Source organism: Blastococcus sp. TF02A-35, from assembly GCF_004571075.1.
Taxonomy (GTDB): domain Bacteria; phylum Actinomycetota; class Actinomycetes; order Mycobacteriales; family Geodermatophilaceae; genus Blastococcus.
Genome location: NZ_SPQP01000045.1, coordinates 1 through 26,999 on the forward strand (window position 1 = coordinate 1; position 26,999 = coordinate 26,999).

21 protein-coding genes, 1 pseudogene and 1 riboswitch are annotated in these 26,999 nt (G+C 74.6%); of the genes and pseudogenes, 15 read left to right on the plus strand and 7 right to left on the minus strand.

The features are described from left to right. On the plus strand, nucleotides 1–672 hold a 672-nt coding region (locus tag E4P43_RS20040), incomplete at its 5' end, for a hypothetical protein (protein WP_209313940.1). Here the strand turns inward: E4P43_RS20040 and E4P43_RS17010 are convergent. Continuing rightward, nucleotides 564–1,940 carry a glycosyltransferase family 4 protein gene (locus tag E4P43_RS17010; protein ID WP_209313941.1) on the minus strand — a complete coding sequence of 459 codons (1,377 nt, stop codon included), beginning with the start codon at nucleotides 1,938–1,940 and terminating at the stop codon, nucleotides 564–566. The genes E4P43_RS20040 and E4P43_RS17010 overlap by 109 nt on opposite strands. A gap of 69 nt (nucleotides 1,941–2,009) precedes the next feature. Here E4P43_RS17010 and E4P43_RS17015 point away from each other — a divergent pair, with 69 nt between their 5' ends. From E4P43_RS17015 to E4P43_RS17025, 3 genes are all read left to right on the plus strand, one after another. Beyond that, nucleotides 2,010–2,735, plus strand: coding sequence for a class I SAM-dependent methyltransferase (locus tag E4P43_RS17015; RefSeq protein WP_135146633.1), 726 nt, complete (start codon nucleotides 2,010–2,012; stop codon nucleotides 2,733–2,735). A 202-nt stretch (nucleotides 2,736–2,937) separates the two neighbouring features. Beyond that, on the plus strand, nucleotides 2,938–3,912 hold the full coding sequence (locus E4P43_RS17020) for a DUF3068 domain-containing protein (RefSeq protein ID WP_135146634.1): 975 nt from the start codon (nucleotides 2,938–2,940) through the stop codon (nucleotides 3,910–3,912). A 33-nt stretch (nucleotides 3,913–3,945) separates the two neighbouring features. Next, the gene (locus E4P43_RS17025; protein ID WP_135146635.1) at nucleotides 3,946–8,223 is read left to right on the plus strand and encodes a DUF3367 domain-containing protein; all 4,278 of its coding nucleotides are present in this window, start codon (nucleotides 3,946–3,948) and stop codon (nucleotides 8,221–8,223) included. A 14-nt stretch (nucleotides 8,224–8,237) separates the two neighbouring features. Here the strand turns inward: E4P43_RS17025 and E4P43_RS20640 are convergent. Further along, nucleotides 8,238–9,461: pseudogene (locus E4P43_RS20640) on the minus strand (acyltransferase); the annotation flags it as partial. Between the two features lie 174 nt (nucleotides 9,462–9,635). Here E4P43_RS20640 and E4P43_RS17035 point away from each other — a divergent pair. Further along, nucleotides 9,636–11,420 carry a hypothetical protein gene (locus tag E4P43_RS17035; RefSeq protein WP_135146637.1) on the plus strand — a complete coding sequence of 595 codons (1,785 nt, stop codon included), beginning with the start codon at nucleotides 9,636–9,638 and terminating at the stop codon, nucleotides 11,418–11,420. 18 nt (nucleotides 11,421–11,438) lie between these two features. Here E4P43_RS17035 and E4P43_RS17040 read toward each other — a convergent pair whose 3' ends face one another. Continuing rightward, entirely contained in the window at nucleotides 11,439–12,071 is a 633-nt protein-coding gene (locus E4P43_RS17040; protein WP_135146638.1) for a TetR/AcrR family transcriptional regulator, read from the minus strand. Between the two features lie 90 nt (nucleotides 12,072–12,161). On the opposite strand from E4P43_RS17040, the gene E4P43_RS17045 reads away from it, so the two are divergent. From E4P43_RS17045 to E4P43_RS17055, 3 genes are all read left to right on the plus strand, one after another. Then, the gene (locus E4P43_RS17045; protein WP_245159199.1) at nucleotides 12,162–13,481 is read left to right on the plus strand and encodes an MFS transporter; all 1,320 of its coding nucleotides are present in this window, start codon (nucleotides 12,162–12,164) and stop codon (nucleotides 13,479–13,481) included. 81 nt (nucleotides 13,482–13,562) lie between these two features. Beyond that, nucleotides 13,563–15,146 (plus strand): gluconokinase, encoded by a 1,584-nt coding sequence (locus E4P43_RS17050; protein ID WP_135146639.1) that lies wholly within the window; start codon nucleotides 13,563–13,565, stop codon nucleotides 15,144–15,146. A 15-nt stretch (nucleotides 15,147–15,161) separates the two neighbouring features. Then, nucleotides 15,162–16,610 (plus strand): GntP family permease, encoded by a 1,449-nt coding sequence (locus tag E4P43_RS17055; protein WP_135146640.1) that lies wholly within the window; start codon nucleotides 15,162–15,164, stop codon nucleotides 16,608–16,610. A 24-nt stretch (nucleotides 16,611–16,634) separates the two neighbouring features. Here the strand turns inward: E4P43_RS17055 and E4P43_RS17060 are convergent, their stop codons facing one another. Together E4P43_RS17060 and E4P43_RS17065 are read right to left on the minus strand one after the other, a co-directional pair. Further along, entirely contained in the window at nucleotides 16,635–17,255 is a 621-nt protein-coding gene (locus E4P43_RS17060) for an FMN reductase (protein ID WP_135146641.1), read from the minus strand. Next, on the minus strand, nucleotides 17,252–18,397 hold the full coding sequence (locus tag E4P43_RS17065) for an LLM class flavin-dependent oxidoreductase (RefSeq protein ID WP_135146642.1): 1,146 nt from the start codon (nucleotides 18,395–18,397) through the stop codon (nucleotides 17,252–17,254). The genes E4P43_RS17060 and E4P43_RS17065 overlap by 4 nt, the downstream gene beginning before the upstream one ends. A 243-nt stretch (nucleotides 18,398–18,640) precedes the next feature. Between E4P43_RS17065 and E4P43_RS17070 the strand changes: the two genes are divergently transcribed. From E4P43_RS17070 to E4P43_RS17080, 3 genes are all read left to right on the plus strand, one after another. Beyond that, entirely contained in the window at nucleotides 18,641–19,432 is a 792-nt protein-coding gene (locus E4P43_RS17070; RefSeq protein ID WP_135146643.1) for a hypothetical protein, read from the plus strand. A gap of 65 nt (nucleotides 19,433–19,497) precedes the next feature. Beyond that, the gene (locus tag E4P43_RS17075) at nucleotides 19,498–20,010 is read left to right on the plus strand and encodes a universal stress protein (protein ID WP_135146644.1); all 513 of its coding nucleotides are present in this window, start codon (nucleotides 19,498–19,500) and stop codon (nucleotides 20,008–20,010) included. A 70-nt stretch (nucleotides 20,011–20,080) separates the two neighbouring features. Continuing rightward, nucleotides 20,081–21,001 (plus strand): SMP-30/gluconolactonase/LRE family protein, encoded by a 921-nt coding sequence (locus tag E4P43_RS17080; protein WP_135146645.1) that lies wholly within the window; start codon nucleotides 20,081–20,083, stop codon nucleotides 20,999–21,001. A gap of 15 nt (nucleotides 21,002–21,016) precedes the next feature. Here the strand turns inward: E4P43_RS17080 and E4P43_RS17085 are convergent, their stop codons facing one another. Then, nucleotides 21,017–21,670 (minus strand): TetR/AcrR family transcriptional regulator, encoded by a 654-nt coding sequence (locus tag E4P43_RS17085; RefSeq protein WP_135146646.1) that lies wholly within the window; start codon nucleotides 21,668–21,670, stop codon nucleotides 21,017–21,019. A 146-nt stretch (nucleotides 21,671–21,816) separates the two neighbouring features. Between E4P43_RS17085 and E4P43_RS17090 the strand changes: the two genes are divergently transcribed. From E4P43_RS17090 to E4P43_RS17105, 4 genes are all read left to right on the plus strand, one after another. Then, nucleotides 21,817–23,301, plus strand: a complete 1,485-nt coding sequence (locus tag E4P43_RS17090) for an NAD(P)/FAD-dependent oxidoreductase (RefSeq protein ID WP_135146647.1) — start codon at nucleotides 21,817–21,819, stop codon at nucleotides 23,299–23,301. Continuing rightward, entirely contained in the window at nucleotides 23,301–24,149 is an 849-nt protein-coding gene (locus E4P43_RS17095; RefSeq protein ID WP_135146648.1) for an SDR family oxidoreductase, read from the plus strand. Before E4P43_RS17090 ends, E4P43_RS17095 begins: the two co-directional genes overlap by 1 nt. A 4-nt stretch (nucleotides 24,150–24,153) precedes the next feature. Beyond that, entirely contained in the window at nucleotides 24,154–24,807 is a 654-nt protein-coding gene (locus E4P43_RS17100) for a 50S ribosomal protein L11 methyltransferase (RefSeq protein ID WP_135146649.1), read from the plus strand. A 129-nt stretch (nucleotides 24,808–24,936) separates the two neighbouring features. Continuing rightward, nucleotides 24,937–25,087: riboswitch (cyclic di-AMP (ydaO/yuaA leader) on the plus strand. A 192-nt stretch (nucleotides 25,088–25,279) separates the two neighbouring features. Then, nucleotides 25,280–26,062, plus strand: coding sequence for a transglycosylase SLT domain-containing protein (locus tag E4P43_RS17105; protein WP_245159200.1), 783 nt, complete (start codon nucleotides 25,280–25,282; stop codon nucleotides 26,060–26,062). A 282-nt stretch (nucleotides 26,063–26,344) separates the two neighbouring features. On the opposite strand, the gene E4P43_RS17110 is transcribed toward E4P43_RS17105, so the two are convergent. Next, nucleotides 26,345–26,659 (minus strand): hypothetical protein, encoded by a 315-nt coding sequence (locus E4P43_RS17110; protein ID WP_135146650.1) that lies wholly within the window; start codon nucleotides 26,657–26,659, stop codon nucleotides 26,345–26,347. Between the last annotated feature and the right edge of the window lie 340 nt (nucleotides 26,660–26,999).

Consider the following 26,999-nt stretch of genomic DNA (forward strand, 5'->3'; position numbering starts at 1 on the left):
CTGGCCGGCCCCGCGCGGAGCCGCAGCGGCCAGCCCGCGGTCGGGCGCCTGGTGGGCGCGGCGCTGGTCGCGCTGCCCGTCCTCGCCCTGCCCGACCTGGCCTGGGGCGTGGCCGGACGGCTGGAGCCGGTGTCCTACCCGGCCGACTGGGACCGGGTCCGCGACGTGCTGGCCGAGGAGGAGGGCGACGTCCTCGTCCTGCCCTTCGGCGCCTACCGCGCCTTCCCGTGGAACGACGGCCGCACGCAGCTGGACCCGGCGCCGCGCTGGCTGCCGCGGCCGACCGTCACCGACGACGAGCTCGTGGTGGGCGGCCGTGCCGTCGCCGGCGAGGACGAGCGCGCCCGCGCCGTGGCCGCCGCGGCCGGCGACCCGCGCGAGCTCGCCGCCCTCGGCGTCGGCTGGGTGCTCGTCGAGCGCAGCACGCCCGGTCGGCCGGTGCCCGCGGAGGTGGCCGAGCTGCCCCTCGTCGTCGACGGCACCGAGCTGGCACTCCACCGCGTGCCGGGGGCCGTTGCGGGCCCCGGACCGTCGCCCGGACGGGCGACAGCCGTGGTGGTCGCTCACCTGTGTGCGCTGCTCACCGCGGCGGTGTCGGGATTGTGGATCACGAAGTTGCCCTCTACGGTGGCGCTCCGACGACGCTTTCCACGAAAGAGGATGCCCGGATGAAGACCCTGCTTTTCCTGCTCCTGACCGGCGCCGGTGGCGTTGCGGTCGGCACCGTCGCCGTCGCCGGCGTCTCCGCTGCCATCGACCCCGACAGCACCGCCGTCGAGCAGTTCCAGCAGAGCAGCGACTCGATCGACGTCCTCGTCTACGGCAAGCGCTGACCCGCGCAGCGCGGCGACCAGCACGCCGGCGAAGCCCCGCAGGCTCGCCGACCACGTGAACGTCGCCGCGTGGCGCGCGGCCTCGCGGCCCATCTCCGTCCGGGCCGCCCGGTCGGACAGCAGCCCCTCCACCGCGGCGGTCATCTCGTCCAGGTCGTCCACGAGGACGCCGGTGCGACCGTCGACGACCGACTCGCGCAGGCCCCCGGCCGACCGGTAGCCCACGGTCGGCACCTCGTGGTGCCCGGCCTCGCTCACGACGAGCCCCCAGCCCTCTTTCACCGACGGGCACAGGTGCACCCACGCCCCGGCCAGCAGCTCGTGCTTGGCCTGCTCGTCGACGAAGCCCTCGAAGTCCACGAGGTCGGTGACGCCCGAGCGCTCGGCGCTCGCCCGCAGCTCGTCCTCCCACCAGCCCTCGCCGACGACGGACAGCCGCAGCCCGGGCCACCTGTCGCGCAGCCGGGCCACCACCTCGAGCGCGTGCTCCACCCGCTTGTGCGGCACCAGCCGGCCCAGCACCACCAGGCGCGGCAGGGGCGAGCGCGTCGCGGCCACGGCCGGCGCCGGGTCGATGCCGTTGGGCACCACGGTGATGCGCTCGGCGTCCACGCCGAGGCCCGCCAGCTCGATGGCCGTGGCGTGGGAGACGGCCACGTAGGGGGAGCGGCGGTACAGCCGCGGCGCCACGACCGACTCCAGCCACCAGCCCACCGCGCCGCCGACGCGGCCGAAGACCATCGGCCACTGCTCGCGGTGCACGTGGTGCACCAGGTTCACGACCGGCGCCCCGGCGACCAGGGTGCTGGCGAAGGGCAGCCCGTTCTGCACGTCGACCACCAGGCGCGGCCGGTGCCGGCGCACGAAGGCGAGCGCCTGCGGGTAGACGGTCATCCGGCCGCCCCGGCGCACCACCCGGACCCCGTTGACGGTCTCCTCCGCGGGCGCCCGGCCGTGGGCGGCGCAGAACAGGGTGACGTGCAGGCCCGCGCCCGCCAGGCCCTCCGCCATGCGGTGGACGTAGCGTTCGGAGCCCCCGCCTTCGGGGTGCGTCGCGTCCCGCCAGTTGACGAACAGGACGTCGATCGTCGTTGATCGGTTAGGCACCCGGCGGAGAGTACCCGCGGGTACCGCGCCTGCCACCAGTCACTTCACCGTTTAGGAGGGCCTCCCGGAATGGCTCGTACCGCGTCCCTGGCGCGATCCGTCAGGCTCTTCCGCGTCTTCCTGCAGGAGCAGACCGACCCCGACCTGTTCTACGGGGTGCTGGCGCGCGACTCGGTCGAGCAGCTGGCCCAGCACGTCGCGCTGGAGGGCCGGACCGTCCTGGACGTGGGCGGCGGCCCCGGCTACTTCGCCGACGCCTTCCGGGGAGCCGGCGCCACCTACGTCGGCCTGGAGCCCGACGCCGGGGAGATGGTGGCCCGCGGCGCGCCGGAGCCGGGCACGGTCCGGGGGAGCGGCGAGGCCCTGCCGGTGCGGACGGCGGCGGTCGACGTCTGCTACTCCTCGAACGTCCTGGAGCACGTGCGCCGGCCCTGGACCATGGCCGAGGAGATGGTGCGTGTGACGAAGCCCGGGGGCACCGTCTACCTCTCCTTCACGCCGTGGTGGTCGCCGCACGGTGGGCACGAGACGGGCCCCTGGCACTACCTCGGCGGCGACCGCGCGCGGCGCCGGTACGCCCGCCGGTTCGGGCGGGAGCCGAAGAACCGGTTCGGGGAGTCGCTGTTCGCCGTCTCGGTGGGAAGCGCGCTGCGGTGGGCCCGCCGCTGCGCCGAGGCCGACGTGGTCGCCGCCTACCCGCGGTACCACCCGTGGTGGGCGCGCTGGGTGGTGGCCGTGCCCCTGCTCCGCGAGGTCGTCAGCTGGAACCTGGTGATCGTGCTCCGCAAGAAGTAACCAGGTCGGGAGGGCGCTCGGGCCGGCTTCCGGGGTGTGCCGGTAACGATCCGTACCGCGGCGGCGCACCCGTTCGGGTGAGCTTCGCGCGGTCGGTACGCCCCGGTACCTCCGGTTGTTGGACAACGAGCTACCCGCCAGTAGTGTCACGGCGGTCGCGACGCCGTCGGAGCCGTCGCGCTGACCCTGGAGGACCTCCCTCATGCGACGTCGTGCCGTCGGGCTGGGCCTGTTGGGCTTCGGTGCGCTCCTGCTCGGAGCCGCCCTGGCCGTGCGCCTCTTCCTGGAGCCGACCATGGTCCGGCTCCCCCTGGACCAGTCCGGGTCCACCACGATCGCGGACGAGAACGCCAGCTTCTTCGACCAGGGCAAGCTCCAGCAGATGCGGGGCTACGCCGAGGCCAACGTCGTCGTCCAGGGTGACCCGAAGGCCGACGAGGCGAGCGAGGACGTCGCGGTCTGGGTCTCCGGCACGACGATCACCAACGAGAACCGCATGCTCATCACGCCGCCCACCGAGCAGACGTGGTGCCTGGACCGGAAGACCGCCGAGTCGGTCTCCTGCGACGCCGCGGAGCTCAACAAGGAGTCCGTCGACATCGAGGGCCTCACCGTCACGTTCCCCTTCGGCACCGAGAAGCGGGACTACGACGTGTGGAACGGCAACGTCGGGGCTGCCTACCCGGCCGAGTTCGTCGCCGAGGAGGAGCTCGAGGGCCTCACGGTCTACAAGTTCGAGCAGTCGATCCCCGAGCAGGTCATCGACGAGCGCGAGGTCCCCAGCGCCTTCGCCGGTGGCACCGGGACGGGCAACGTCACCGCCGACGTCGTCTTCAGCAACGAGCGGACGCTGTGGGTCGAGCCCACCAGCGGCCTGCTCGTGAAGGTGGAGGAGACGCCGTCCACCGTCCTGCGCGGCCCCGACGGCAGCACCGGCGTCACCATCCTGGCGGCCGAGTTCTCGCCCACCGACGAGGCCGTGGCCGCGAAGGTGAAGGATGCCGAGGAGACCGCCGGCCAGATCACCCTGGTCCGGTCGACCGTGCCGTGGACGCTCGCCGGGATCGGCCTGGTGCTCGTCGTGGCGGGCCTGTTCCTCCACCTGACCGGCCGCCGGGGCGCCCACAGCGGTCCGCGGACCGAGGTCATCCAGCGCGGGGAACCCGTCCACTCCTGATCCGAGAGGGGAGCAGCTCCCCTGACACGCTCCGTGGTCTCCACCATCAGCCGCGAGCCCGCCGGACCCGCTCCGGCGGGCTCCGGCCTGTCGGCGCCCGGCACCGCCGGCGCCGCCTCACCGCCCCGGTCGCGCCTGCTCGAGCGGGCCCGGCTGGTGGCGGTGTACCTGGGGTTCCTCGGCCTGGTCCTGACCCAGCAGCCGGGCCGGGTGGTCGCCGACACCAAGCTCGACCTCGCCGTCGACCCGGTGGCGTTCCTCGGCCGGGCGCTGCAGCTGTGGGAGCCCGAGGGGTTCGCCGGCCAGGTGCAGAACCAGGCCTACGGCTACCTCTTCCCGATGGGCCCGTTCTTCGCCGTCGGGAGCTTCCTCGGCATCCCCACCTGGGTCGTGCAGCGGCTGTGGTGGGCGCTGCTGCTGGCCGTCGCCTTCTACGGCGTGCTCCGGCTCGCCGAGAAGCTGGGGCTGGGCAGCCCGGGCAGCCGCCTCGTCGGCGCGCTCGCCTACGCGCTCGCGCCGCGGATCGTCAGCGGCATCGGCCTCACCTCGATCGAGGTCCTCCCCATGGCGCTGGCGCCGTGGGTCCTGCTCCCGCTGGTGGCCGGCGCCCGGGAGGGCTCGCCACGGCGGGCCGCGGCGCTCTCCGGTCTCGCGGTCTTCTGCGTCGGCGGGGTCAACGCCGTCGCCACGGCCAGCGTGCTGCCGCTGGCCGCCCTGTGGCTGCTGCTGCTCCCGGCGGGGCCGCGGAAGTGGCGGCTGATCGGCTGGTGGGTGGTCGCGGTGGCGCTGGCGACGGCCTGGTGGGCCGTGCCCCTGCTGCTGCTCGGCCGGTACAGCCCGCCGTTCCTGGACTACATCGAGACGGCGGCGATCACGACCGCCGGCACCGAGCTGGTCCAGGTCCTGCGGGGCACCTCGCAGTGGCTCGCCGGCCTCGGTGGCCTGCGCGGCCCGTCCTGGCCGGCCGGGTGGGAGCTGCTGCACGCCGCCCTGCCGGTCGCCGGCAGCGTCGTCGTCGCCACCGCCGGCCTCGCCGCGCTGCTGCGCCGGGACCTGCCGCACCGCCGGTGGATGGTGCTCGGCCTGCTGACCGGCGTGGCCATGGTGTCGGCGGGGCACCTCGGCAGCGTCGCCGGCATCGGTGCGGGCACGGTCCACGACCTGCTCGACGGCGCGCTCGCGCCGCTGCGCAACGTGCACAAGTTCGACCCGGTGCTGCGGCTGCCGCTGGTGCTCGGCGTGGTCCACCTGCTGGGGGTGCTGTTCCGCGCGTCCGCGGCCCCCACCGCACCGGCTGCCCGGCGGTCGTGGCGGGCGCCGGCCGGGCGGCTGGTCGGAGCCGCCGTCGCGGCCCTGGTCGTCGCCGGGGTCGCGCTGACCGCCCAGCCCGCGGTCGCCGGTCGCGTGGCACCCCCGACGGGCTTCGGCGACATCCCCGGCTACTGGCAGGACACCGCCCGCTGGCTCGGGCAGCAGGGGGAGAGCGGACGCGCGCTCCTGGTCCCCGCCACCTCCTTCGGCACCTACCTCTGGGGCACGACCTCGGACGAGCCGATGCAGCCGCTGGCGGAGTCCGAGTGGGACGTGCGCAACGCCATCCCCCTGACCCCGACCGGCCACATCCGCGCGCTGGACGTGGTCGAGGAGCGGCTCGGGCGGGGGCAGGGGTCCGAGGCGCTGACCCGGTTCCTCGCGCGGTCGGGCTACTCGCACGTCGTGGTGCGCAACGACCTCGACGCACCGGCCGCCCGGTCCTCCCGGCTCGCGCAGGTCCACCAGGCCCTGGCGGACTCCCCGGGCATCGCGCGGGTCGCCGGCTTCGGGCCGGAGCTGTTCGCCAACAACGGTCTCTTCGGCACGGTCAGCGACGGGCGGATCGACGCGCCCGTCCCCGCCGTCGAGGTCTTCGCGGTCACGGACCCGGCGCCGCAGGCCTACACGGTGCCGCTCGAGGACGCCGTGCAGGTCGTCGGCGGCCCGGACGCGATCCTGGCGCTCGAGGACCACGGCCTGCTCCTGGACCGGCCGGCGATCGTCGCCGGGGACGCCGACGACCTGCAGGGGAGCACCCTCGTCAGCGACGCGCTGGTCCGGCGCGAGCGCAACCCCGGTGCCATCACGCGGTCGGCGTCGGCCGGGCTGACGGCGGACGACCCGGGACGGCTCGACCGGCCGGCCCGCGACTACCTGCTCGACGACCACGCCGCCAACGAGTCGGTGGTCCGCATCGACGGTGCCCAGCTGTCGGCCTCCTCCTCGGGAGCCGACGCCGACAACCCGCAGGGCGTCCGCCCCGGTGAGCACCCGTACGCCGCCGTCGACGGCGACCCGCTGACGGCGTGGCGGCCGGCCCCGCAGTACGGGGACCCGGTCGAGGACTGGTGGCGGATCCGTCTCGACCGCCCCCTGTCCGGCGGCACCGTGACCCTGCGGTTCGACGACGCGACCGTCGCCGACCCGCCGGCACGGCTGCGGGTCACCACCGACGCCGGCACCGTGGCCGTCGACCTCGAGGGGGTCCGGCGGGAGGTCCGCGTCGAGCTGCCGGAGGGGATGACCCGCTCCCTCCGCATCGCCGCGGAGCCGGCGGCCGCCGCGGACGGGGACGTGACCTTCGGCCTCGCCGAGGTGCAGGTGCCCGGCCTGGACGTGTCCCGGTCCGTGCAGCTGCCCGCCGCGGGTGCCGGGGCGGTGGAGGGCTTCGCCTTCGACGTCGCCCACCCGGCCACCCACGGCTGCGTGTCCTACGACGAGGGCCGCCCGCGGTGCACGCCGTCCCTGGTGACGGCCTCCGAGGAGCCGCAGGGGCTCGACCGCACCTTCTCGGTCCCGTCGGCGGCCGGCTACGACCTGCAGCTCACCGCGCGGCCCCGGCCCGGACCGGCGCTGGACGCGGTCGTCGCCGCGGCCTCCCCGGGCGTCCAGGCCTGGGCCAACGGCTCGCTCGTCCCTGACCCGCGGGCCGGGGCGTGGGCGGCCGTGGACGGCGACCCGAGCACGGCCTGGCTGTCCGAGCCGGGCACGAGGGAGCGCCTCACCGTCAGCTGGCCGACGCCGCGGCGGGTCACCGACCTGCGGCTGCGCTACACGGAGGGCACCGCCGCCTCCCGTCCGGTGGTCGTGACCGTCTCCGCCGGCGGGGAGGAGCGGCTGGTCTCCCTCGACCGGTGGGGCAACGGCTCCTTCCCGGCGCTGACCACCGACAGCCTGACGATCGAGTTCCTCAGCCGGGTGAAGCTCTCGAGCATCGACACCTACACCGGGGAGGGCGTCGAGCTGGGCGTCGGCGTCAGCGAGGTCGCCGTCCCCGGGGTCGCACCGCTGGACACCGAGGCCGTGGTCGACCTCCCGTGCGGGTCCGGTCCCGACGTCGTGGTCGACGGCGCCCGGCGCGCGACCGCGGTGCGCTCCACCGTGGGCCGCCTCCTCTCGCTGGCGCCCGTGCCGCTGACCGTCTGCGGCGACGAGGGCAGCGCCGTCGACCTCGGCGCGGGGCAGCACCGCCTCGTCGCGGGGACCACCGCGGCGTTCACCGTGGAGTCCGCGACGCTCGCGCCGGCCGCGGTGGCCGCTCAGCCCGAGCCGCGCCGCGCGGCCGAGGTCGCGCGCTGGGAGCCCGAGCACCGCGAGCTGGGGGTCGGGGCGCGCTCCGCGACCACGCTGCTGGTCGTGCCCGAGAACGTCAACGACGGGTGGCGGGCCACCCTCAACGGGGTGCCGCTGCCGACGGTGCAGGTCGACGGGTGGCAGCAGGGGTACGTGCTGCCCCCGGGCGGCCCCGGCACCGTCGAGCTGACCTTCGAGCCGGGGACCCTGTACCGAGCCGCCCTGCTCGCCGGCGCCGTCGCGGTCGTCGTCCTCGCGCTGATGGCACGCCTGGCCTCCCGCGCCCCGGTGCCCGCCGCTCCGTCACCGGCGGCCGGGCCGGGCCGACGGTGGTCGGTCCGCCGCGGCGTCGTGCCGGCCGTGGCGGCGGTCGGCCTGCTGGGAGTGGTCGGCGGGCCGTGGGCGGTGCTGGCCCTCGCGGTCCTCGCCGCCGCGGCCGCCCTGGTGCCGGTGAGCCGGGCGCGGCTCCTGACGGTGGTGGCGGTGGGCTGCCTGCTCGCCGGTGGCGGGCTGCTCCTCGGCGGTGCCGGGCTGGAGCCGGCGCGTCAGCTGCTGGCGTCGACCGCGCTGGCCGCCGTGGTCGTCTCGCTGTGGGCGCCGTCCGGGGCGGGCTCGCCGGCCGCCCTGCGGCGGCTGCGGCGCCGGGGGCCGGAGGCCGGCACCAGCGAGCGCAGCCGGCGGGCGGGCCGCTCCAGCAGCAGGTAGCCGGCCGTGGCGAGCGCGACGCCGCCGAGCCAGGCGATGACGGCCACGAAGGAGAACGGCCCGGTGAACGGCGACCAGCCGAGCAGGTAGTAGGCGCTCACGAGGACCGGCATGTGGAAGAGGAACAGCCCGTAGGAGACCTCGGCCAGCGCCCGCGCCGGGGGACCGGACATCAGCAGCCCCGTGGCGCCGTGCGGCCGCGCGCGCAGCACGAGCGGCCCGACCAGGAGGACGCCGATGCCGAGGTAGAGCGCGTTCTTGACGACGGCCTCCACCCAGGTGGGGGAGTCCAGCCCGAGCGGCCCGGCGAACGGGCTGCAGGCGAACCAGAAGAGCGCCGCGGCCAGGGCCCAGCAGGTCCAGAGGCTGGAGGCGAGCTCCCGCGCGACGCGCAGCACCGGCCACCCGGGGTCGCTGACGGTGAGGACGGCCAGCGCCATCCCGCCGGCGAACCAGCCCAGGTGCGCGGGGAGCCAGAGGTGCAGGGTGCTGCCGAACGACTGGAGCTGCCACGCCAGCGCGACCCACAGCCAGCTCAGCAGCGCGAGGCCGCCGAGGCCGGCCAGCAGCCGCTCCGGTCGCCAGGTCCGGCCGGCCAGCCGCAGGAGCCCGGCGGCCAGCCAGGGCAGCACCAGGTAGAAGCTGACCTCGGTGCACATGCTCCACAGGTGGGTCAGCGCCTCGCCGTCGGGGCGGTCGTCGTAGATCTGCAGGAGCAGCAGGTGCCGGGCCCAGTCGCCGGCGGTCGCGTCGGCGTTGCCGGGGAGGAAGGCCAGCGCGAGCGCGACGGCCACCCAGTAGGCCGGGAGGATGCGCAGCGCACGTCGCCACAGGTACGCGGCGGCCCGCGGTGCCGGGCGCCCCTCCACGGCGGCCTCGAAGAACGGCCGGCCCAGGAGGAAGCCGGACAGCACGAAGAAGATGGCCACGCCGACGTCGAGCCGGGCCAGGGCGCGGTCGGCCGGGGCCGACAGGTCGGTACCGGTCCAGAACGCGGCGTGGGTCAGCACCACGGCGGTCGCGGCCAGGACGCGCATGCCGTCCAGCGCCGGGAAGGAGCGTTCGGTGCGGGCGGCGGGGCCGCCGTCCAGCGTGGCCGGTGCGGTCACTCGTGCTCCATTCCGCGGGTCAGGATCCCGGGAAGCGTACGAAAGCGCGGGTGGTGCGGACAGCCGCCCCACCCGCGCGGAGGAAGGCCGGCTCACCCGCCCGGGGGCCTCCGTCCGCGGGACCTGCACCTGTCGAGACCTCGGCGTGCCTACACTCCGTCGGCTGAGGATGGGAGAACTGTGTCACATGCAGGTGGTTCGCCGGTGCTGGAGCGCGTGGAAGCGCTGCCCGGGCAACCCGGCCGCGACGATCTCGTAGCGACGACGCGTCGCTGGACGGGAGGTCGCCGGCTGCTCGCCGGCGTGGCGCTGCTCATCCTGTCGCAGCTCGTCGTGCGGGCCTGGATGGCTGCCCAGCGCGAACTGTTCCAGGACGACTTCCTCTACGGCAGCCAGGCGCTCGAGATGCCGCTGTTCTCGGCGGAGTACCTGGTGGAGGACCGCGGCGGGCACTTCATGCCCGGCGCGATGCTGCTGCACGGGATCCTCTACCGGCTCTTCCCGCTCGAGTGGGGTCCCTTCGCGGTCGTGCTGGTCGCGCTCCAGGCAGCGGCCGCCCTGGCGGTGCTCCGCCTGCTGCGCGTCCTCCTCGGGGACCGCCCGCGACTCCTGGTACCGCTCGCGGTCTACCTCTTCAGCCCGTTGATCCTCGGCGCCTACGTCTGGTGGGCGGCCGCGATGAACTCACTCCCGTTGCAGATCGGCCTGGCATGGGTAGCGGCTGACGCCGTCCTGCTCGTGCGCTCGCGGCGACGGCGCTACGCGGTCACGGGAGCCCTGGCGCTCGTGGCCACGCTGCTGTTCTACGAGCGGGCGGTGCTCATCGTGCCGTTCGCATTCCTCCTCACGGCCGTCCTGCTGCACGGGGAAGGGGTGGCGGCACCCATCCGGGAGGCCTGGACGCGCGGACGCGCCCTGTGGATCGGCTCGGCGGCGGTCCTCGCGGGATGGTTCTTCACCTTCACCCTTGCCGTTCCCTCCGAGGCGGTCGGTTCGGCCACGCTGGCGCAGATCGGCCAGCTGACCAGCATCACCGTCCGCAGCTTCGTCCCCGCCCTCTTCGGTGGGCCCTGGCGGTGGGCGGACATCGCGGGTTCGCCGGCCGCCGACCCGTCACCGACGGCGGTGACGGTGAGCGTCGTGCTCCTGAGCCTGCTGGTCGGGTGGACGGTGTTGCGCCGGCGCGGCGCGGCGTGGATGTGGATGCTCGCCGCCGGCTACTTCCTGGCCGGCACGCTGCTCGTCGGAGCCGGGCGAGCCGCCTTCGGGGTCTCCAGCGTCCTTCCGCTGGCCTACCGGTACTTCGCCGCCGAGGCGGTGATCGCTGCCGTGGTGGTCGCGGTGCTGCTGGTGCTACCTCTCCACCACCCCGGAGAAGGGGGGAGCAGGACCCGGGTGGTCGCCGGCCGGGTCGCGGACGGGATCGCGCGGCGGCCGGCTGGGGCACGAGCCGCGCGGACCGCGCTCGCGTTGTCGACAGTCGCATTCGTCGCCAGCTCGCTGTGGACGACCGTCGGCTACATGGACGTGTGGGAGAACGAGCCGTCACGGCCGTACCTGGCGACGGCGAAGGACTCGCTAGCCGCCGCCGGGGAGGAGCCCCTGCTCGACCAGCCGGTGGCCGACCACCTGGTCTGGAGCCTCATGACGCCGTGGAACGAGGCGTCCAAGGTCTTCGGGCCGCTGGAGGACCGGCCGGCATTCGCGCGGTCGACGCACGAGCTGCGGATGCTCGACGACACCGGGCGGATGCGGCCGGCGATCGTGGACGGCGGCATCCGGCTGGCGCCTGGACCCGACGGCGGTTGCGGGTGGGCGGTCTCCGGCGGTCGCGCCGTGGACGTCTCGCTGGACGCGCCGCTGTTCGCCTGGGTCTGGACCGCGGAGCTGGACTACGAGGCCGACCGCGACGGCACGATCAGCGTGACCCTGGGCTCGGACACGGTGGAGGCCCCGGTGCGGCAGGGCTCGAACACGCTCTACCTGCGCTTCATCAGCGGAGGGGACGAGCTGGTCGTCACACCTGGGAGCGACGACCTCGGCCTGTGCGTCCGCGAGGGAGTGGTGGGGAACATCGCCCTCCGCTGACGCGGTGCCGCCGGCCGGTCAGCGGCGGCGCTCGAGCAGGCCGATCACCACGTCGGCGGCCATCTGCACGTCCTCGGGCAGCCGGGCGGCCTCGCCACGCTCGACGCGGGCCAGCATCAGCTCGTTCATCCCGCCGACGGCGGCCAGCACCAGCTCACGGCTCACCGGGCGCACCTCGTCGGGGAGCTCGGTGCTCAGGCCCGCGGCGACCTCGCTGATCAGGTCGACGTAGCGGTCGAACACCGTGCGCCGCAAGGCCCGCGCGCGGGACCCGGCGGCCTGGACCTCGACCAGCGCCGCCCAGGCCACGGCCGGCCCCGCCGCCAGCGTCTCCAGGTAGGCGCCGATGCCCACGCGCAGCCGCTCCCGCCAGGGGAGGCCCTGGGCGTGCGCCTGCTCCTGGGCGTGGCGCACGGTGGCGAGCACCTTGTCGTTGGCCCGGGTGTAGAGCTCGAGGAGGCACTCCTCCTTGTCGCGGAAGTGCGCGTAGACGATGGTCTTGGAGACCCGCCCCTCGCGCGCGATGTCGGAGATCGTGGTGGCCTGGTAGCCCTTCTCGGCCATGCACGTGGCGAGTGCCCGCAGGATCCGGCCACGCCGGTGCCCGTCGTCGACCGTCGGGTCGTCGGTCGGGTCGACGAGGGTGTCCATCGACGGTGAGTCTAGAGGGCCGTCGCGCAGCGTGACCCATCTCACCCCGCGTCGGCGGAAGCACCGGGCGGGCCCCGGCGTCGTCCCTGGGTGACCTCCGCGCCCGCCCGACCCGCACGCCGCGCCTACGCGATGTGGTCGGTCGGGCTCCTGGCGTACGCCGTGGCGGTGTTCCACCGGTCGTCGCTGGGCGTCGCCGCGGTCGAGGCACAGGAGCGGTTCTCCGCGGGAGCGTCCGCGGTCTCGCTCTTCCTCGTCCTCCAGCTGGCCGTGTACGCCGGCCTGCAGGTACCCGTCGGTGTCGCGCTGGACCGCTTCGGCTCCCGCCGGATGATCCTGGCCGGGGCGGTCACCATGGCGGCGGGCCAGCTCGTGCTGGCGCTGGCCGGCAACGTGCCGACCGCCGTGGCCGCCCGGGTGCTGGTCGGCGCCGGCGACGCGATGACCTTCATCAGCGTGCTCCGGGTCGTCTCCTTCTGGTTCCCCGGGACCTCCGCGCCGCTGGTCACCCAGCTGACCGGCATCCTCGGACAGATCGGCTCGATCGTCGCGGCCTACCCCCTCGTCGCACTGCTGCACGCCACCTCCTGGCTGGCGACCTTCCTCGGGGCGGCCGCCACGGGCGTGGTCGTCGCGCTGCTCGTGCTGGTCGCGCTCCGGGACGCGCCCGAGGGCACCGAGCGCCCCGCCGTGGCGGGGCTGCCCGAGCTGCGCCAGGGCCTGGTCGACACCTGGCGAGAGCCCGGCACCCGGATCGGTCTCTACACCCACCTGGTCACGCAGTTCTCCGGCACCGTCTTCGCCCTGCTCTGGGGCTACCCGTTCCTCACCGTGGGGGAGGGGCTCTCGCCAGGGACCGCCGCCGGCCTGCTCACGCTCCTCGTGCTCGTGGGCATGGGCGTCGGCCCGCTCCTCGGCCGGCTCTGCGCCCGCTGGCCGCTGCGCCGCTCGGTGCTGGTCTTCGGCATCCTCGCGGCGACCGCGACCATCTGGACCGTCGTCCTCCTCTGGCCCGGCCCGGCACCGCTGTGGCTGCTGGTCGTGCTCGTCGTCGTGCTGGGCACCAACGGCCCCGGCTCGATGATCGGGTTCGACTACGCGCGCACGGAGAACCCCGCGGCGCGGCAGGGCAGCGCCAGCGGAGTGGTCAACGTCGGCGGGTTCGTGGCCTCCCTGCTCACGATCCTCGCCGTCGGGGCGGTCCTGGACCTGCTCACCCCGGGCGGCTCGACCGACTACGACCTCGACGCGTTCCGCGCGGCGTTCGCCGTGCAGTACGTCTTCTGGGCCATCGGCCTGGCCGGGGTCATCCGGCACCGGCGCCAGCTGCGCGCGCGGCTGGCCCGCGACGGCGTCGTCCTGCGGCCGCTGCACGTGGCGGTGGGGGACCGGCTGCGCAGCCGCCGCTGACCCCCTCCGCGCTCGCGCGGTTGCCCCTCCACCAGCGGGGCGACAGGATCGCGGCAGCGCAGGACCCGTCGGGGAGGTGTCGTGGACGTCGTCATCGGGCTCGACTCGGGGACGACGGCGACCAAGGCGGTCACGGCCGGGGCCGACGGCCGGGTCCGCGACGTGAGCAGCGTGGGCTACCCGCTGCTCGTGCCGGCGCCCGGCCACGCCGAGCTGGACGCCGGGGCCGTGACGCGCGCGGCGGTCGACGCGCTGGCGGAGGTGGCCGCCCGGGCCCGTGACCGCGGTGACGACGTCGTGGGCATCTCGCTGAGCGCGGCGATGCACGGCCTCGTGCCCATGGACGGCGCCGGTGCGCCGCTGGGGCCGGTGGTCACCTGGGCGGACAACCGGGCCGCCGAGCAGGCGGCGGTGCTGCAGGCCGACGGCCGGGCCTCCGGTCTGCACGCCCGCACCGGGACCCCCGTGCACCCGATGTCGCCGCTGCTCAAGCTCGCCTGGCTGCTCGGCCAGGACCCGGACCGGGTCACCGGCGTGCCGCGGTGGGGCGGGGTCAAGGAGCTGGTCGTCGCGGCGCTGGTCGGTGGCCGGCACGTCGTGGACCGGTCGTCGGCCTCCGCCACGGGGCTGCACGACATCCACGCCGGGCGCTGGGACGACGAGGCCCTCCGCCTGGCCGGTGTCCGCGCCGACCAGCTGGGCGAGGTGCTGCCGACGACGGCGCTGCTCGACGGGCTGTCCGGGGACGCGGCGCGCGCGACCGGGCTGCCGGCCGGCCTGCCGGTGGTGGTCGGCGCCTCCGACGGCGTGCTGGCCAACCTGGGCATCGGCGCCGTGCGGCCCGACGTCGCCGCGGTCTCGCTGGGCACCAGCGGGGCCATGCGGGTCGTCGTCCCCGCGCCGGTCGTCGACCCCGAGCGGCGGCTGTTCTGCTACGCCCTCACCGAGGACCGCTGGGTCGTCGGCGGAGCCGTGAACAACGCCGGGTCGGTCGTCCGCTGGGCCGCGCGGACCATGGCCGACGGCGGCGGGGACGACCCCGAGGGGCCGGCGGCCGACCGGCTCGACGCGCAGCTGCTGGCCGAGGCCGAGGGGGTGCCGGCGGGCAGCGCCGGCCTGCTCTGCCTGCCCTACCTCCTCGGGGAGCGGGCCCCCTGGTGGCGCCCGGGCCTGCGCGGGGCCTACATCGGCCTGCGCAGGGAGCACCGCCGTCCGCACCTCGTGCGGGCGGCCGTGGAGGGCGTGTGCCAGCAGCTCGCGCTGGTGCGCGACGCGTTCGCCGCCACCGGCCTGCCCGTCCGCGAGGTGCGCGCCACCGGGGGGTCGGTGTCCTCCGGGCTGTGGCTGCGCACCCTGGCCGCCGCGCTCGACCTGCCCGTCCGGGTGGCCGACTCGCCGGAGGGGGCGGGCCTGGGGGCCTGCCTGCTCGGCCTGCACGCCCTCGGCGCGCTCCCCGACCTGGAGGCGGCCACGGCGCTGGTCGGCGTCGGCGACCCGGTGGTGCCCGACCCCGCCGACGTCGACGTCTACGCGCGGCTGCGCCCGCTGGTGAGCCGATCGACGACGGCGCTCACCGACGTGCTGGCCTCCCTCGACGGACTCGCCTCGCCCGACGGCCCGGCCGCACCCGCGACCGGCCCTGCCCCGCCCGTCCCGTCCGGCTGATCCCGCGGAGGAGCCATGCCCGAGGTCGAACCCGTCCTGAGCGCCGGGCCGCTGCTGCTGATCGCGGCCGCCGCGGTCGCGGTGCTGCTCTTCCTGATCATGAAGCTGAAGCTGCACGCCTTCCTGGCGCTGGTGCTGGTCAGCCTGCTGGTCGCGCTGGCCACCCGGATCCCGGTCGAGGACGTGGTCACCACCCTGACCACCGGCTTCGGCAGCACGCTGGCCAACGTGGCGCTGCTGGTCGGCCTCGGCGCGATGCTCGGCCGGCTGCTCGAGCACAGCGGCGGCGCGCAGGTGCTGGCCGACAGCCTGATCCACCGGTTCGGGGAGAAGCGGGCGCCGCTGGCCCTCGGCGTGGCGGCGCTGCTCTTCGGCTTCCCGATCTTCTTCGACGCCGGCCTGGTGGTCTTCCTGCCGATCGTCTTCACCGTGGCGCTGCGGCTGGGCGGCTCGCTGCTCACCTACGGGCTGCCGACCGCCGGCGCCTTCGCGGTGATGCACGCCTTCGTGCCCCCGCACCCGGGCCCGGTCGCGGCCGCGGAGCTGATCGGCGCCGACATCGGCCTGGTCCTGGTCTTCGGCCTGCTCATCGGGCTGCCGACCTGGTACCTCGGCGGCTACCTCTTCGGGCTGTGGGCGGGCCGCCGCTACGACGTCGCGGTGCCCGACATCCTCTCCGACGGGAGGACGCTGGACGACGCCCCCGACCCGTCGGTGGAGGGCACCTCACCGGCGACCGCGTCGTCGGGCACGGCCACCGCGACGCGGCCGGCGCCTCCCCGCTTCGGCACGGTGGTCGGGATCCTGCTGCTGCCGCTGGTGCTGATCTTCCTCAACACCGGGCTGAGCACGCTGGCGACCGCCGGCGCGCTGGAGGAGACGTCGGGGCTCGTGCGCGCCGGCCAGCTGGTCGGCGCCACGCCGGTGGCCCTGCTGGTCACGGTGCTGGTCGCCAGCGTGGTGCTCGGGCTGCGCCGGGGGGAGAGCGGCGCCCAGGTGGAGTCGATCGTGAACAGCGCCCTGGGCCCGGTCTGCGCGATCATCCTCATCACCGGCGCCGGGGGCATGTTCGGCGGCGTGCTGCGAGCCAGCGGCATCGGGACGGCGCTGGCCGACGTCCTGGGCGACATCGGCCTGCCGGTCATCGTGGCGGCGTTCGTCGTCTCGGTGCTGCTGCGGGTGGCCCAGGGGTCGGCGACCGTGGCGCTGACGACGACGGCCGGCCTCATGGCGCCGGTCGTGGAGGCCAGCGAGGGGCTCTCGGCCCCGGACCTGGCGCTCATCGTCATCGCCATCGCCGGCGGCGCCACCGTGCTCTCGCACGTGAACGACTCCGGCTTCTGGCTGGTCAGCCGGTTCTTCCGGATGGACGAGAAGACGACGCTCAAGACCTGGACGGTGATGGAGACCCTGCTGGGCACCATCGGGTTCGTCCTGGCCCTGGTGCTGTCCCTCGTCCTCTGACCCGGTGCCCGGCCGGGCCCTCCCTCAGAGGCCCTTGAGCAGGTCCTCGAAGGAGGTGCCCGGGTCGGCGAACGGGTCGGCCGGGGCCGCGGGCGGGCGGGCGGCCACCAGGTCGGCCAGCTCGCCGGCCGCGCGGTGCACGCGCCCGGTCAGCGCCGGGGTCCCCGCGTCCCCGCCGGCCCAGTCCTCCGACGCGGCGAACACCGCGGTCGGCGCGACGGTGGCGCGCAGGTAGGCGAACAGCGGGCGCATCGCGTGCTCCAGCACCAGCGAGTGCCGGGCCGTGCCGGCGGTGGCGCCGAGGAGCACCGGCTTGCCGGTCAGCGCGTCCTTGTCCAGGACGTCGAAGAACGTCTTGAACAGACCGCTGTAGGACGCGGAGAAGACTGGGGTGACGGCGATCAGGCCGTCGGCACCGGCCACGGTGCCCACCGCGTCGCGCAGCGGCTCGTTCGCGAACCCGGTGACCAGGTTGTCGGCCAGGTCGCGGGCGTGCTGGCGCAGCTCGACGACCTCGACGGTGGCGGTGACGCCCCGCTCGCGCAGGGCGTCCACCGTCGCCGTCGTCAGCCGGTCGGCCAGCAGCCGGGTGGACGACGGGACGCTCAGCCCCGCGCTCACCACGGCCAGGGTGCGCGTGCTCATCGGGTCGCCGCCTCCGCCGTCCGGCCGGTGACGCTGTCGCCCTCGGCGTGCACCGTGGTGTCCTTGGCCCCGCCGGCCGCGGCCACGCGGGAGGCGTGGGTCGGCGCGTCCGGGACGTGCGCCGGCTTGAGCGCGGCGAACTCCTTGCGGAGCACCGGGACGACCTCCTCGCCGAGGATGTCGAGCTGCTCGAGGACCGTCTTGAGCGGCAGGCCGGCGTGGTCGATGAGGAACAGCTGGCGCTGGTAGTCCCCGACGTAGTCGCGGAAGCCCAGCGTCCGCTCGATGACCTGCTGCGGCGAGCCGACGGTCAGCGGGGTCTCCCGGCTGAAGTCCTCCAGCGACGGGCCGTGGCCGTAGACCGGGGCGTTGTCGAAGTAGGGCCGGAACTCGTTCACGGCGTCCTGGCTGTTCTTGCGCATGAACACCTGGCCGCCGAGGCCGACGATGGCCTGGTCGGCGGCGCCGTGGCCGTAGTGCTCGTAGCGGCGGCGGTAGAACTCGACCATCCGCTGGGTGTGCTCGGCCGGCCAGAAGATGTGGTTGTGGAAGAAGCCGTCCCCGTAGTACGCGGCCTGCTCGGCGATCTGGGGGGAGCGGATGGACCCGTGCCACACGAACGGCGGGACGCCGTCCAGCGGGCGGGGGGTGGAGGTGAAGCCCTGCAGCGGGGTGCGGAACTTGCCCTGCCAGTCGACGACGTCCTCGGTCCAGAGCCGGCGCAGCAGCGCGTAGTTCTCGACCGCCAGCTCGATGCCGTTGCGGATGTCCTGGCCGAACCAGGGGTAGACCGGGCCGGTGTTGCCGCGCCCCATCATGAGGTCGACGCGGCCGCCGGCGAGGTGCTGCAGCATCGCGTAGTCCTCGGCGATCTTCACCGGGTCGTTGGTGGTGACCAGCGTCGTCGAGGTGGAGAGCTGGAGCTTCTCGGTCCTCGCGGCGATCCAGGCGAGGGTCGTCGTGGGGGAGGAGGAGAAGAACGGCGGGTTGTGGTGCTCGCCCAGCGCGAACACGTCCAGCCCGACCTCCTCCGCCTTCTGCGCGATGGTGAGGACCGCCTGGAGCCGCTCCGCCTCGGAGGGGGTGCGGCCGGTGGTCGGGTCGGTGGTGATGTCGCTGACCGTGAAGATGCCGAACTGCATGTCCGCCTCCGTGACTGGTTGAGAGTGCAACTATCTCACCCCGTGCAACCCACCGAGGGGTCGTCGTATGCCCGCCTCTTCCGTGCGGGTGAGAGAGGTCCGCAGCGATCCGTAGCGGATCTTGCACGCGCCGCCGCGGCACCGCCGGGGCGCACGGCGTGGCGGGTCACGGACCGGTCACGGTGGCTCACGTCTCGTGCAGCGTCTGGCAGATTCCAGGGCACCTACTTCCCAGGGGGGCGCATGCGGTCGGTCCGGCGTGTCGAGTTCGTCGAGAACCGGGTCGTGGACGGTGAGGCGCCGCCGCAGGGCGACGCGCCCTCTCCGCCGAAGCTCAGCGGGGCCCTCGAGACGCTCCTCGACCACCGCCCTGCCTTCCGCGGCTCGGTCCGCGGCTACGACCGGCTCGAGGTCGACAACTACGTCGCCTGGGCCGAGGGCGAGCTCGCCGCCGCCCACCGCGAGCGGGAGCACCTGCTCGACCGCCTGGTCGCCGGGGCGGCCGAGCTGGAGATCTCCCGTCGGCTGCTCGCCGAGCGCCCGCCGGCCCGCCCCGTGGTGAGCGACCGGGTGGGCGAGATCCTCCGGCTGGCCGAGGACCAGGCCGCGGAGGTCCTGGCCGCCGCCGAGAGCGAGGCGGGCCGCATCCTCGCCGACGCGCGGCTGGAGGCCGACGCCCGGCTGCGCAAGGCGCACGAGATCAGGGAGCTGGCCGCCGACGTGGCCGACCAGCTGCGCGCGGACGCCCAGCGGGACCGTGCCGCGGCGGCCGCGATGCTGGCGCAGGCCGGTGGTGGCGCGGAGCTCCTGCTGCGCGAGGCGGCCGAGGAGCGGGAGCGGCTCGCCGCGGAGGCGGTCCGGGAGCGCGACCGGCTGGCCGCGGAGGTGGCGGACCTGCACCGCCAGCGCGAGCAGGCCCGGGCGGCGCTCCGGGAGCTCACCGACCGGCTCGGCGAGGCGCTGCGCGCCGTGGGCGTCTCCGACGCCGACGAGCTCGTCCTGGCGGGCGGCCCCGGGGAGCCGGTGTCGGCCTGACGGGGGCTGATGAGAGTCTGGGCCTCCCGGCGGTCCGGCCGGTGACGAGGATCGGGAGGTCAGCGGTGGACGAGGTCAAGGAGTCCGTGCAGATCGACGGCGGCGTCGTCGTCGGTCACGACGGGTCGAAGTGCGCCCAGGAGGCCCTGCTGTGGGCCGGTCGCCTCGCAAAGCGGGCGGACGTCGACCTGCACGTCGTGCGCGGCTGGTCGATGACCACCGCGCCGCAGCCCAGCAGCTGGGAGCCCGGCTACGTGCCGCCGCTGTCGGACTGGGAGCAGGCGGTGCTCGACGAGCTGACCGCGCACGTCAAGGCCGCGGGCCTGGACCCCGCGGTCCGGGTGACCTGCCACGCGGTGCACCGCGCGCCGGTGCAGGCGCTGCTCGGTGCCGCCGAGGGGGCCAACCTGCTCGTCGTCGGCGCGCGCGGCAAGGGCGGGTTCTCCGGCCTGCTCCTCGGGTCGGTCAGCGACCAGCTGGTGCACCACGCCCCGTGCCCGGTCACCGTGATCCGCAGCGGTCACGGCGGCCGCGAGTTCACCGACGCCGTCGGGGAGCCGGTCGTCGCCGCGGAGTGACCCCCGTCGCGCACGTCGTGCAGACTGCGCTGACCTGCGGATCCGCCGCGGGACGGAGCGGAGGAACGACGTGCGCGACTTCAGCGGGACCACGGTGCTGTCGGTCGGGGAGGGCCCCGAGGACGTCGTCGTCGACGGGGCGGGGCGGGTCTACACCGGGCTGGCCGACGGTCGCATCGTCCGCGTCGCCGGCCCGCAGGGGCCGGTCGAGACCGTCGCGCAGGTCCCCGGCCGGCCGCTGGGGCTGGAGCTCCTCGGGACCGACGAGCTGCTGGTCTGCGCCTCCGACGCCGGGCTGCTGGCGGTCTCGCTGGCCGACGGCGGTGTGCGGACCCTGGTCCACACCGTGGAGGGCCGGGCGCTGGAGGCGGTCAACAACGCGGCGGTCGCCGCCGACGGCACGATCTACTTCACCGACTCATCGCAGCGGTTCCGGATCCCGGAGTGGCGCGCGGACCTGGTCCAGCGCACCTCCACCGGCCGGCTCTTCCGCCGCACCCCCGACGGCGCGGTCAGCGAGCTCCTCGGCGGCCTCGAGTTCGCCAACGGGGTGGCGCTGGCGGCCGACGAGTCGTGGGTCGCGGTGGCCGAGACCGGTGCCGCGCGGGTCCGGCGGGTCTGGCTGACGGGGGAGCGCGCCGGTACGGCGGAGGTCTTCGTCGACGACCTGCCCGGGCACCCCGACAACATCGCGCTGGGCTCCGATGGCCTGGTCTGGATCACCCTGCCCAGCCCGCGGGTCGCCGCGCTCGCGGTCATCCACCGCCTGCCCGGCGTGCTGCGGGTCCTGCTGAGCAAGCTGCCCGACAGCCTGCAGCCCAGCCCCGGGCGCACGCTCGGCGTGCTCGCCGTCGACGCCGACGGCCGCGAGGTCCACCGGCTCAGCGGCGAGATCCCCGGCTTCGAGATGCTGACCGGGGTGCGGGAGGCGCAGGGCCGGCTCTGGTTCGGCAGCCTCACCGGCAGCACGCTGGCCACCACGGAGCTCTGACCGCGGGCGCCGGGGTCAGACGTCGCCGAGGGTCCCGTAGATGGCCGACAGCCACACGCCCAGCAGTACCTCGACGACGTCGGCCTCGGCGACCGACGGTCCGTCGCCGCTGAACGTCGCGTAGAGCACGCGCTCGTTCATCGACGTCAGGGCGACGGCCAGGTCCCGCGCGGGCAGCCCGTCGGGGGCGGCCCCGCGGGCCCGCTCGGCCTCGATCGCGACGGCGCACTGCGTCACCCAGCGCTCGAACACCGAGGACCAGAGCGCGCGCACCTCGTCGTTGGTCGAGCGCGCCTCGGCCCACGCGACGGTCAGCGCGCGGTGGGCGCGGAAGACCTCGTAGTAGGCCGCGATGGCCCGCTCCCAGCCCTCGCGGGCGCTGGTCGCGGGCGTGCCGAACACCTCGTGCATGGTGCCGTCGGCCTCGGCCACCACCCGGTCCAGGAGCGAGAGCAGCACGGCGTCCTTGGACGCGAAGTAGAAGTAGAAGGTCGGCCGGGAGATGCCGGCGCCGCGGGCCAGGTCGTCGACGGAGATGGCGCCCAGCGAGCGCTCGGCGAGCAGCCGCTCGGCGGTCGCGAGGATGGCCAGCTCGCGGTCGTCGCCCGAGGGCCGGACGGGCCGCCGGCCGCGTCCGGTGCTGGGCGCCTCACCCGGAGCTTCCGACACGGCGGGAAGGATAACCGCTGCTCCCGCGTAACTCGACACCCTGTTGACTCGTTCGACAGTGCGTCGATAGCGTCGTCGGCGCAGAGTCCTGCGACAGACGACCGAGCCCCCGGCCCCGCCGGACGAGCGCACCGTGGAGAGCGGACATGACGAGCGAGCACCTGGACGTCCTCGTGGTCGGGGCCGGCCTCTCCGGCATCGGCGCGGCCTGCCACCTGGAGACCGAGCGGCCGGGCACCACGTACGCCGTGCTGGAGTCCCGCGCCGCGATGGGCGGCACGTGGGACCTCTTCCGCTACCCCGGGATCCGGTCGGACTCCGACATGTTCACCCTCGGCTACTCCTTCCGCCCGTGGAAGGAGTCCAAGTCCATCGCCGACGGTGCGGACATCCGTCGGTACATCGAGGACACCGCCCGCGAGTTCGGGGTGACGGACAAGATCCGCTACCACCACCGGGTGCTGTCCGCGGACTGGTCCAGCGCGGAGAGCCGCTGGACGGTGACCGTCGAGCGGACCGACACCGGCGGGACCGAGACGCTGACCTGCTCCTGGCTGCACACCTGCGCCGGCTACTACCGCTACGACGAGGGCTTCCGCCCGACGTTCGAGGGCGAGGAGCGGTTCGGCGGCCGGCTGGTCCACCCGCAGCACTGGCCCGAGGACCTCGACCTCACCGGCCAGAAGGTCGTCGTCATCGGCAGCGGCGCCACCGCGGTCACCCTGGTGCCCAACCTCGCCGACCAGGCCGAGAAGGTCACCATGCTGCAGCGGACGCCCAGCTACATCCTGTCGCTGCCGGGCCGTGACCCGCTCGCGCAGGCGCTGAGGAAGCGGCTGCCGGACAGGCTCACGTACCCGATCGTCCGGTGGAAGAACGTGCTGACCTCCACCGCGCTCTACCAGCTCAGCCGCCGCCGGCCGGCCCTGGTGCGCTCGCTGATCCGCCGCCTGACCCAGAAGCAGCTCCCCGGCTTCGACGTCGACACGCACTTCAACCCGCCGTACGACCCGTGGGACCAGCGGCTGTGCCTGGTGCCCGACGGCGACCTCTTCCGCACCCTGCGCAAGGGCAAGGCCGACATCGTCACCGACCGGATCGCCACCTTCACCGAGACCGGCATCCAGCTGGAGTCCGGCAAGCACCTCGAGGCCGACGTCGTCGTCACCGCGACCGGGCTGAACCTGCTGCCCGCCGGCGGCATGACGCTGTTCCTCGACGGGGAGCAGGTCGAGCTCTCCGAGACCGTCTCCTACAAGGGGATGATGCTCTCGGGCGTCCCCAACTTCTCCATGGTCATCGGGTACACGAACGCCTCCTGGACCCTCAAGGCAGACCTGGTCAACCGGTACGTCTGCCGGCTGCTGGACCACCTGGACGCCCACGGCTACGTGACGGCTACGCCGGTCGCGCCCCCGGAGGGCGCCGACGCGCCCTTCCTCGACCTCGCGTCCGGGTACGTCCAGCGCAGCCTCGCCGGGCTGCCCAAGCAGGGCGGGCGCACCCCGTGGAAGCTGCACCAGAACTACATCCTCGACGTGCGCATGATGAAGCGCGGGTCGCTGAAGGACGAGGGCATGACCTTCCAGAAGCGGGCGGACGTCCCCGCCGGCGCGGCGGCGGTGGCGTGATGGAGGACTACACCTTCGCCGGTGGCACCGCGGTCGTCACCGGCGCCGCCAGCGGCATCGGCGAGGCGCTCGCGATCGACCTCGCCGGACGCGGGAGCCACCTGGTCCTGGTCGACCGGGACGCCGAGCGGCTGGACGACGTGGCAGCCCGGATCCGTGCCCGGCACGCGGCGCTGCGGGTGGCCACGCACGTCGTGGACCTCGCCGACGAGAAGGCCACCGCGGCCCTCGCCGAGACGCTGGTCGCCGAGCACCCGGAGACGACGCTGCTGGTCAACAACGCCGGCGTGGCGCTCGGCGGGCGGCTCGACCAGGTGAGCCTCGAGGACTTCGACTGGGTCATGGCGATCAACTTCTCCGCCGTCGTCCGGCTCACCTACGCGATGCTGCCGGTGCTGAAGGCGCACCCGGGGGCGCACGTCGTCAACGTGTCCAGCGTCTTCGGCATCTTCGCGCCGGCGGGCCAGGTGGCCTACGCGGCCAGCAAGTTCGCCGTGCGCGGGTTCAGCGAGTCGCTGCGGCACGAGCTGGCCGACGACGGCGTGGGCCTCACCGTCGTGCACCCCGGCGGGATCAAGACCCGCATCGCCGAGACCGCCCGCACCGGCTCGGGCGTCTCCGCCGAGGAGTACGAGGAGGGGCGCAAGCAGTTCTCGCGCCTGCTCCGGATCCCGCCGGAGAAGGCCGCCGCGCAGATCGTCGAGGCCATCGAGAAGCGCCGCCCACGGCTGCTCATCGGTGCGAGCGCGAAGGTGCCCGACGTGCTGGTCCGGCTGATGCCGGGGCGGTACTGGCGGCTGGTCGGCAGGGTCGCCGGCCCTCCTCGCCGGCAGCGCACCGCAGACTGACCCGGTGCCCGACGTCCCCCCGGAGTTCATCCGCGCCCACACCCGCCCGGTCCGCCCGGAGCTGGTGCCCGAGGTCGAGCTGCTGGTCGCCGCCGACGTCGTCGCCCTGTGGGAGGCGATGGAGACCGAGCAGGGCCGCACGTCGACCGACCCGCCGTTCTGGGCCGCGGCCTGGCCCGGGGGCCAGGCGCTGGCCCGGTACCTGCTCGACCATCCCGAGCTCGTGGCGGGCCGGTCGGTCCTGGACCTCGGCGCGGGCAGCGGTCTGGTCGCCGTCGCCGCCGTGCTGGCCGGGGCCGCGGAGGTGCTGGCCAGCGACGTGGACCCGTTCGCGTGGACGGCGATCGCCGTGAACGCCGAGCGCAACGGGACCCCGGGCATCACCCCGGTCGGCGACGTCCTGGGCGGGGACCCGCCGGACGTGGCGGTGATCGTGGCCGGCGACGTCTGCTACGACCGCGAGATGACCGGACGGGTGCTGCCGTTCCTTGATGCGGCCCGCGCCCGGGGCGTGGAGGTCCTCATCGGCGACCCCGGGCGGGTGTACCTCCCCGAGGACCGGCTGAGCGCCGTGGCGACCTACGACGTGCCCGACACCGAGCCCTCGCCCAGCCGGCCCGCCGCCACCCGCCGCACCACCGTCTGGCGGCTGCCGTAGCCGGCCGGCGACCCGGCTCACACTGCGGTAGTTCGGTCCAGGGGATTGTCACGAACGGATAACGCTGGTTACCGTGGCTGGGCCCGGCCGGTCGACCACTCCCCACCCGGGGAGGTCCGCCGGGCGCCGCCGAGTCGCCCGCCGCCACCGAGCTGCGGGTGAGCCGGGGACCCACCGCAGCACTGGGGTGAATCCTGCGCCGGGCACGTCCGGGCGCGGGTAGGGCTACTTCTGAGCCCGAATCCGTCAGCTAACCCGGTAGGCGGCCCACAGAAGAACGGAGCACCGCCGCATGGCGAGCCTGCGGGCCCACCTTGCACGGACCAGCAGCCGGTACGGAGCCTCGCGCGCGCCTTCCCCGCGCTGAGTGCCCGGGCGCACCGCCCGACACCCGCTGCCACCGACCACTCTGCAGCCGTCCGACGCCCACCGGCCGGACCGCCGCGCCCTGCACCTGGAGCAGTCCCTCCCCATGAACCTTCGCCTTCCCACGCGCCCCCGTGCCGCCCGCCCGACCGGCGGCGGTCGCAGCTCGGCGCTGCACGCCCGCCGGCCGGCCCTCCTGCTGGCGGTCGCCGCCGCGGGTGGCCTGATGGTCAACGTCCTCACCGCCAACGAGCCGGCGGCCCAGGCCGAGCCGCAGCTGGCGTCGGTCAGCGTCGCCGAGCAGCTGGGCATCACCGAGCCGGCCCCCGTCGAGGAGCACGCCGTCAGCGCGGTGGACTCCCTCGGCGAGCTGGCCGCCAGCCGCAGCCAGCGGCAGGCCGAGCAGGACGCCGCCGCGCAGGCCCAGGCCGCTGCCGACCAGGCCGAGCTGGACCGCCGGGCCGCCGAGGAGGCCGCTCGCAAGGCCGCCGAGGAGGAGGCCGCCCGCAAGGCCGCCGAGGCCGAGGCCGCCCGCGCCGCCGAGGCCGCCGCAGCCGCTGCGCGCCCCGGCCGCGGCACCACTGTCGCCGTCGCCCCCGCCGGTTCCTACCAGGACTACGCAATGAGCAAGCTCGGCGGCAGCGGGTCGGAGTTCAGCTGCCTCGAGAAGCTCTGGGGCAAGGAGAGCGGCTGGAACCCCAACGCGCAGAACCCCACCAGCACCGCGTACGGCATCCCGCAGTTCCTCGACTCCACGTGGAAGGGCACCGGGATTGCCAAGACCTCCGACGGCTACCGGCAGATCGACGCCGGGCTGATCTACATCGAGAACCGCTTCGGGTCCCCGTGCGGCGCCTGGGCCCACTCGCAGGCCAAGGGCTGGTACTGACCGCGGGCGGCGTCCGGCCGTGGGCAGCGTCGGCGGGACGTCAGCAAGAACGACGCACGGGGTCACCGTTTCCGCCCCGGATGTCGTCGAAAACGACCGTTGATGTCCGCAGAAGCGACATCTGTGTCCCAAGAACGACACGGATGTCACCGATTCCGTCTCGGATGTCACTGGTGACACGACGCTCGTGTCACCAGTGACATGCAAGGCGCCGCTCGACGGCTGAGACATGCAGAAGGGGGAGCACCCGGTATGGGTGCTCCCCCTTCTGTGCGTTTTGGGTCAGGGCAGGTTCAGGGCGTACCGCAGGCTGGGGGAGAGAGCGGGGCGCCGGTCGGCGTGGGCGATCGTGCCGAGGCGCTCAAGATGGGCGAGCCGTTGGAAGCGGGCGCGGCCCAGTGCTCGTCCGCCTGTGTGATCGGGTCGGCGGTCGGCGTCGCGGTAAACCTCGTAGAGGACGCGGGCTGTGGCTCGGTCCATGCCGTGCATGTCGGCCTGGTGCGCTGCCATGCGGGTGCTGACGGCGTGCGTGGTCGCGTCTTCGAGCAGGGCGATTTGCCAGCCGCGAGGGGTTTCGCGGACGGTCAGACCCGTCATCCGTAGTGCTGCGTCGAGTGCCGTGCGAGTGGTTTCGAGCCGGTGCAGGTCCCAGCCCAGGACCTGGGCGAGGTGGGTCTTCTTGACGTGCCGGGGCTGCCCGTGCAGGGCGGAGAGCAGATGGGTGGTGTCGGGTGTGGGTTCTTGTTGCCTGTGGTGGTCGCTGACGAGCAGCGCATCGACGTGTGTGCCGAGGTTGTCGGCCAGGGTGATGGGGACTGCTGCACGGATCGGTGACAGGTTGGGTCAGGCTGCCTGCGCGGCCATTGTGGGCACGATGGTCTCGTACTCGATGGGCGTGAGTCGACCGAGGGCGTCCTGACGCCGCCGGCGGTGGTAG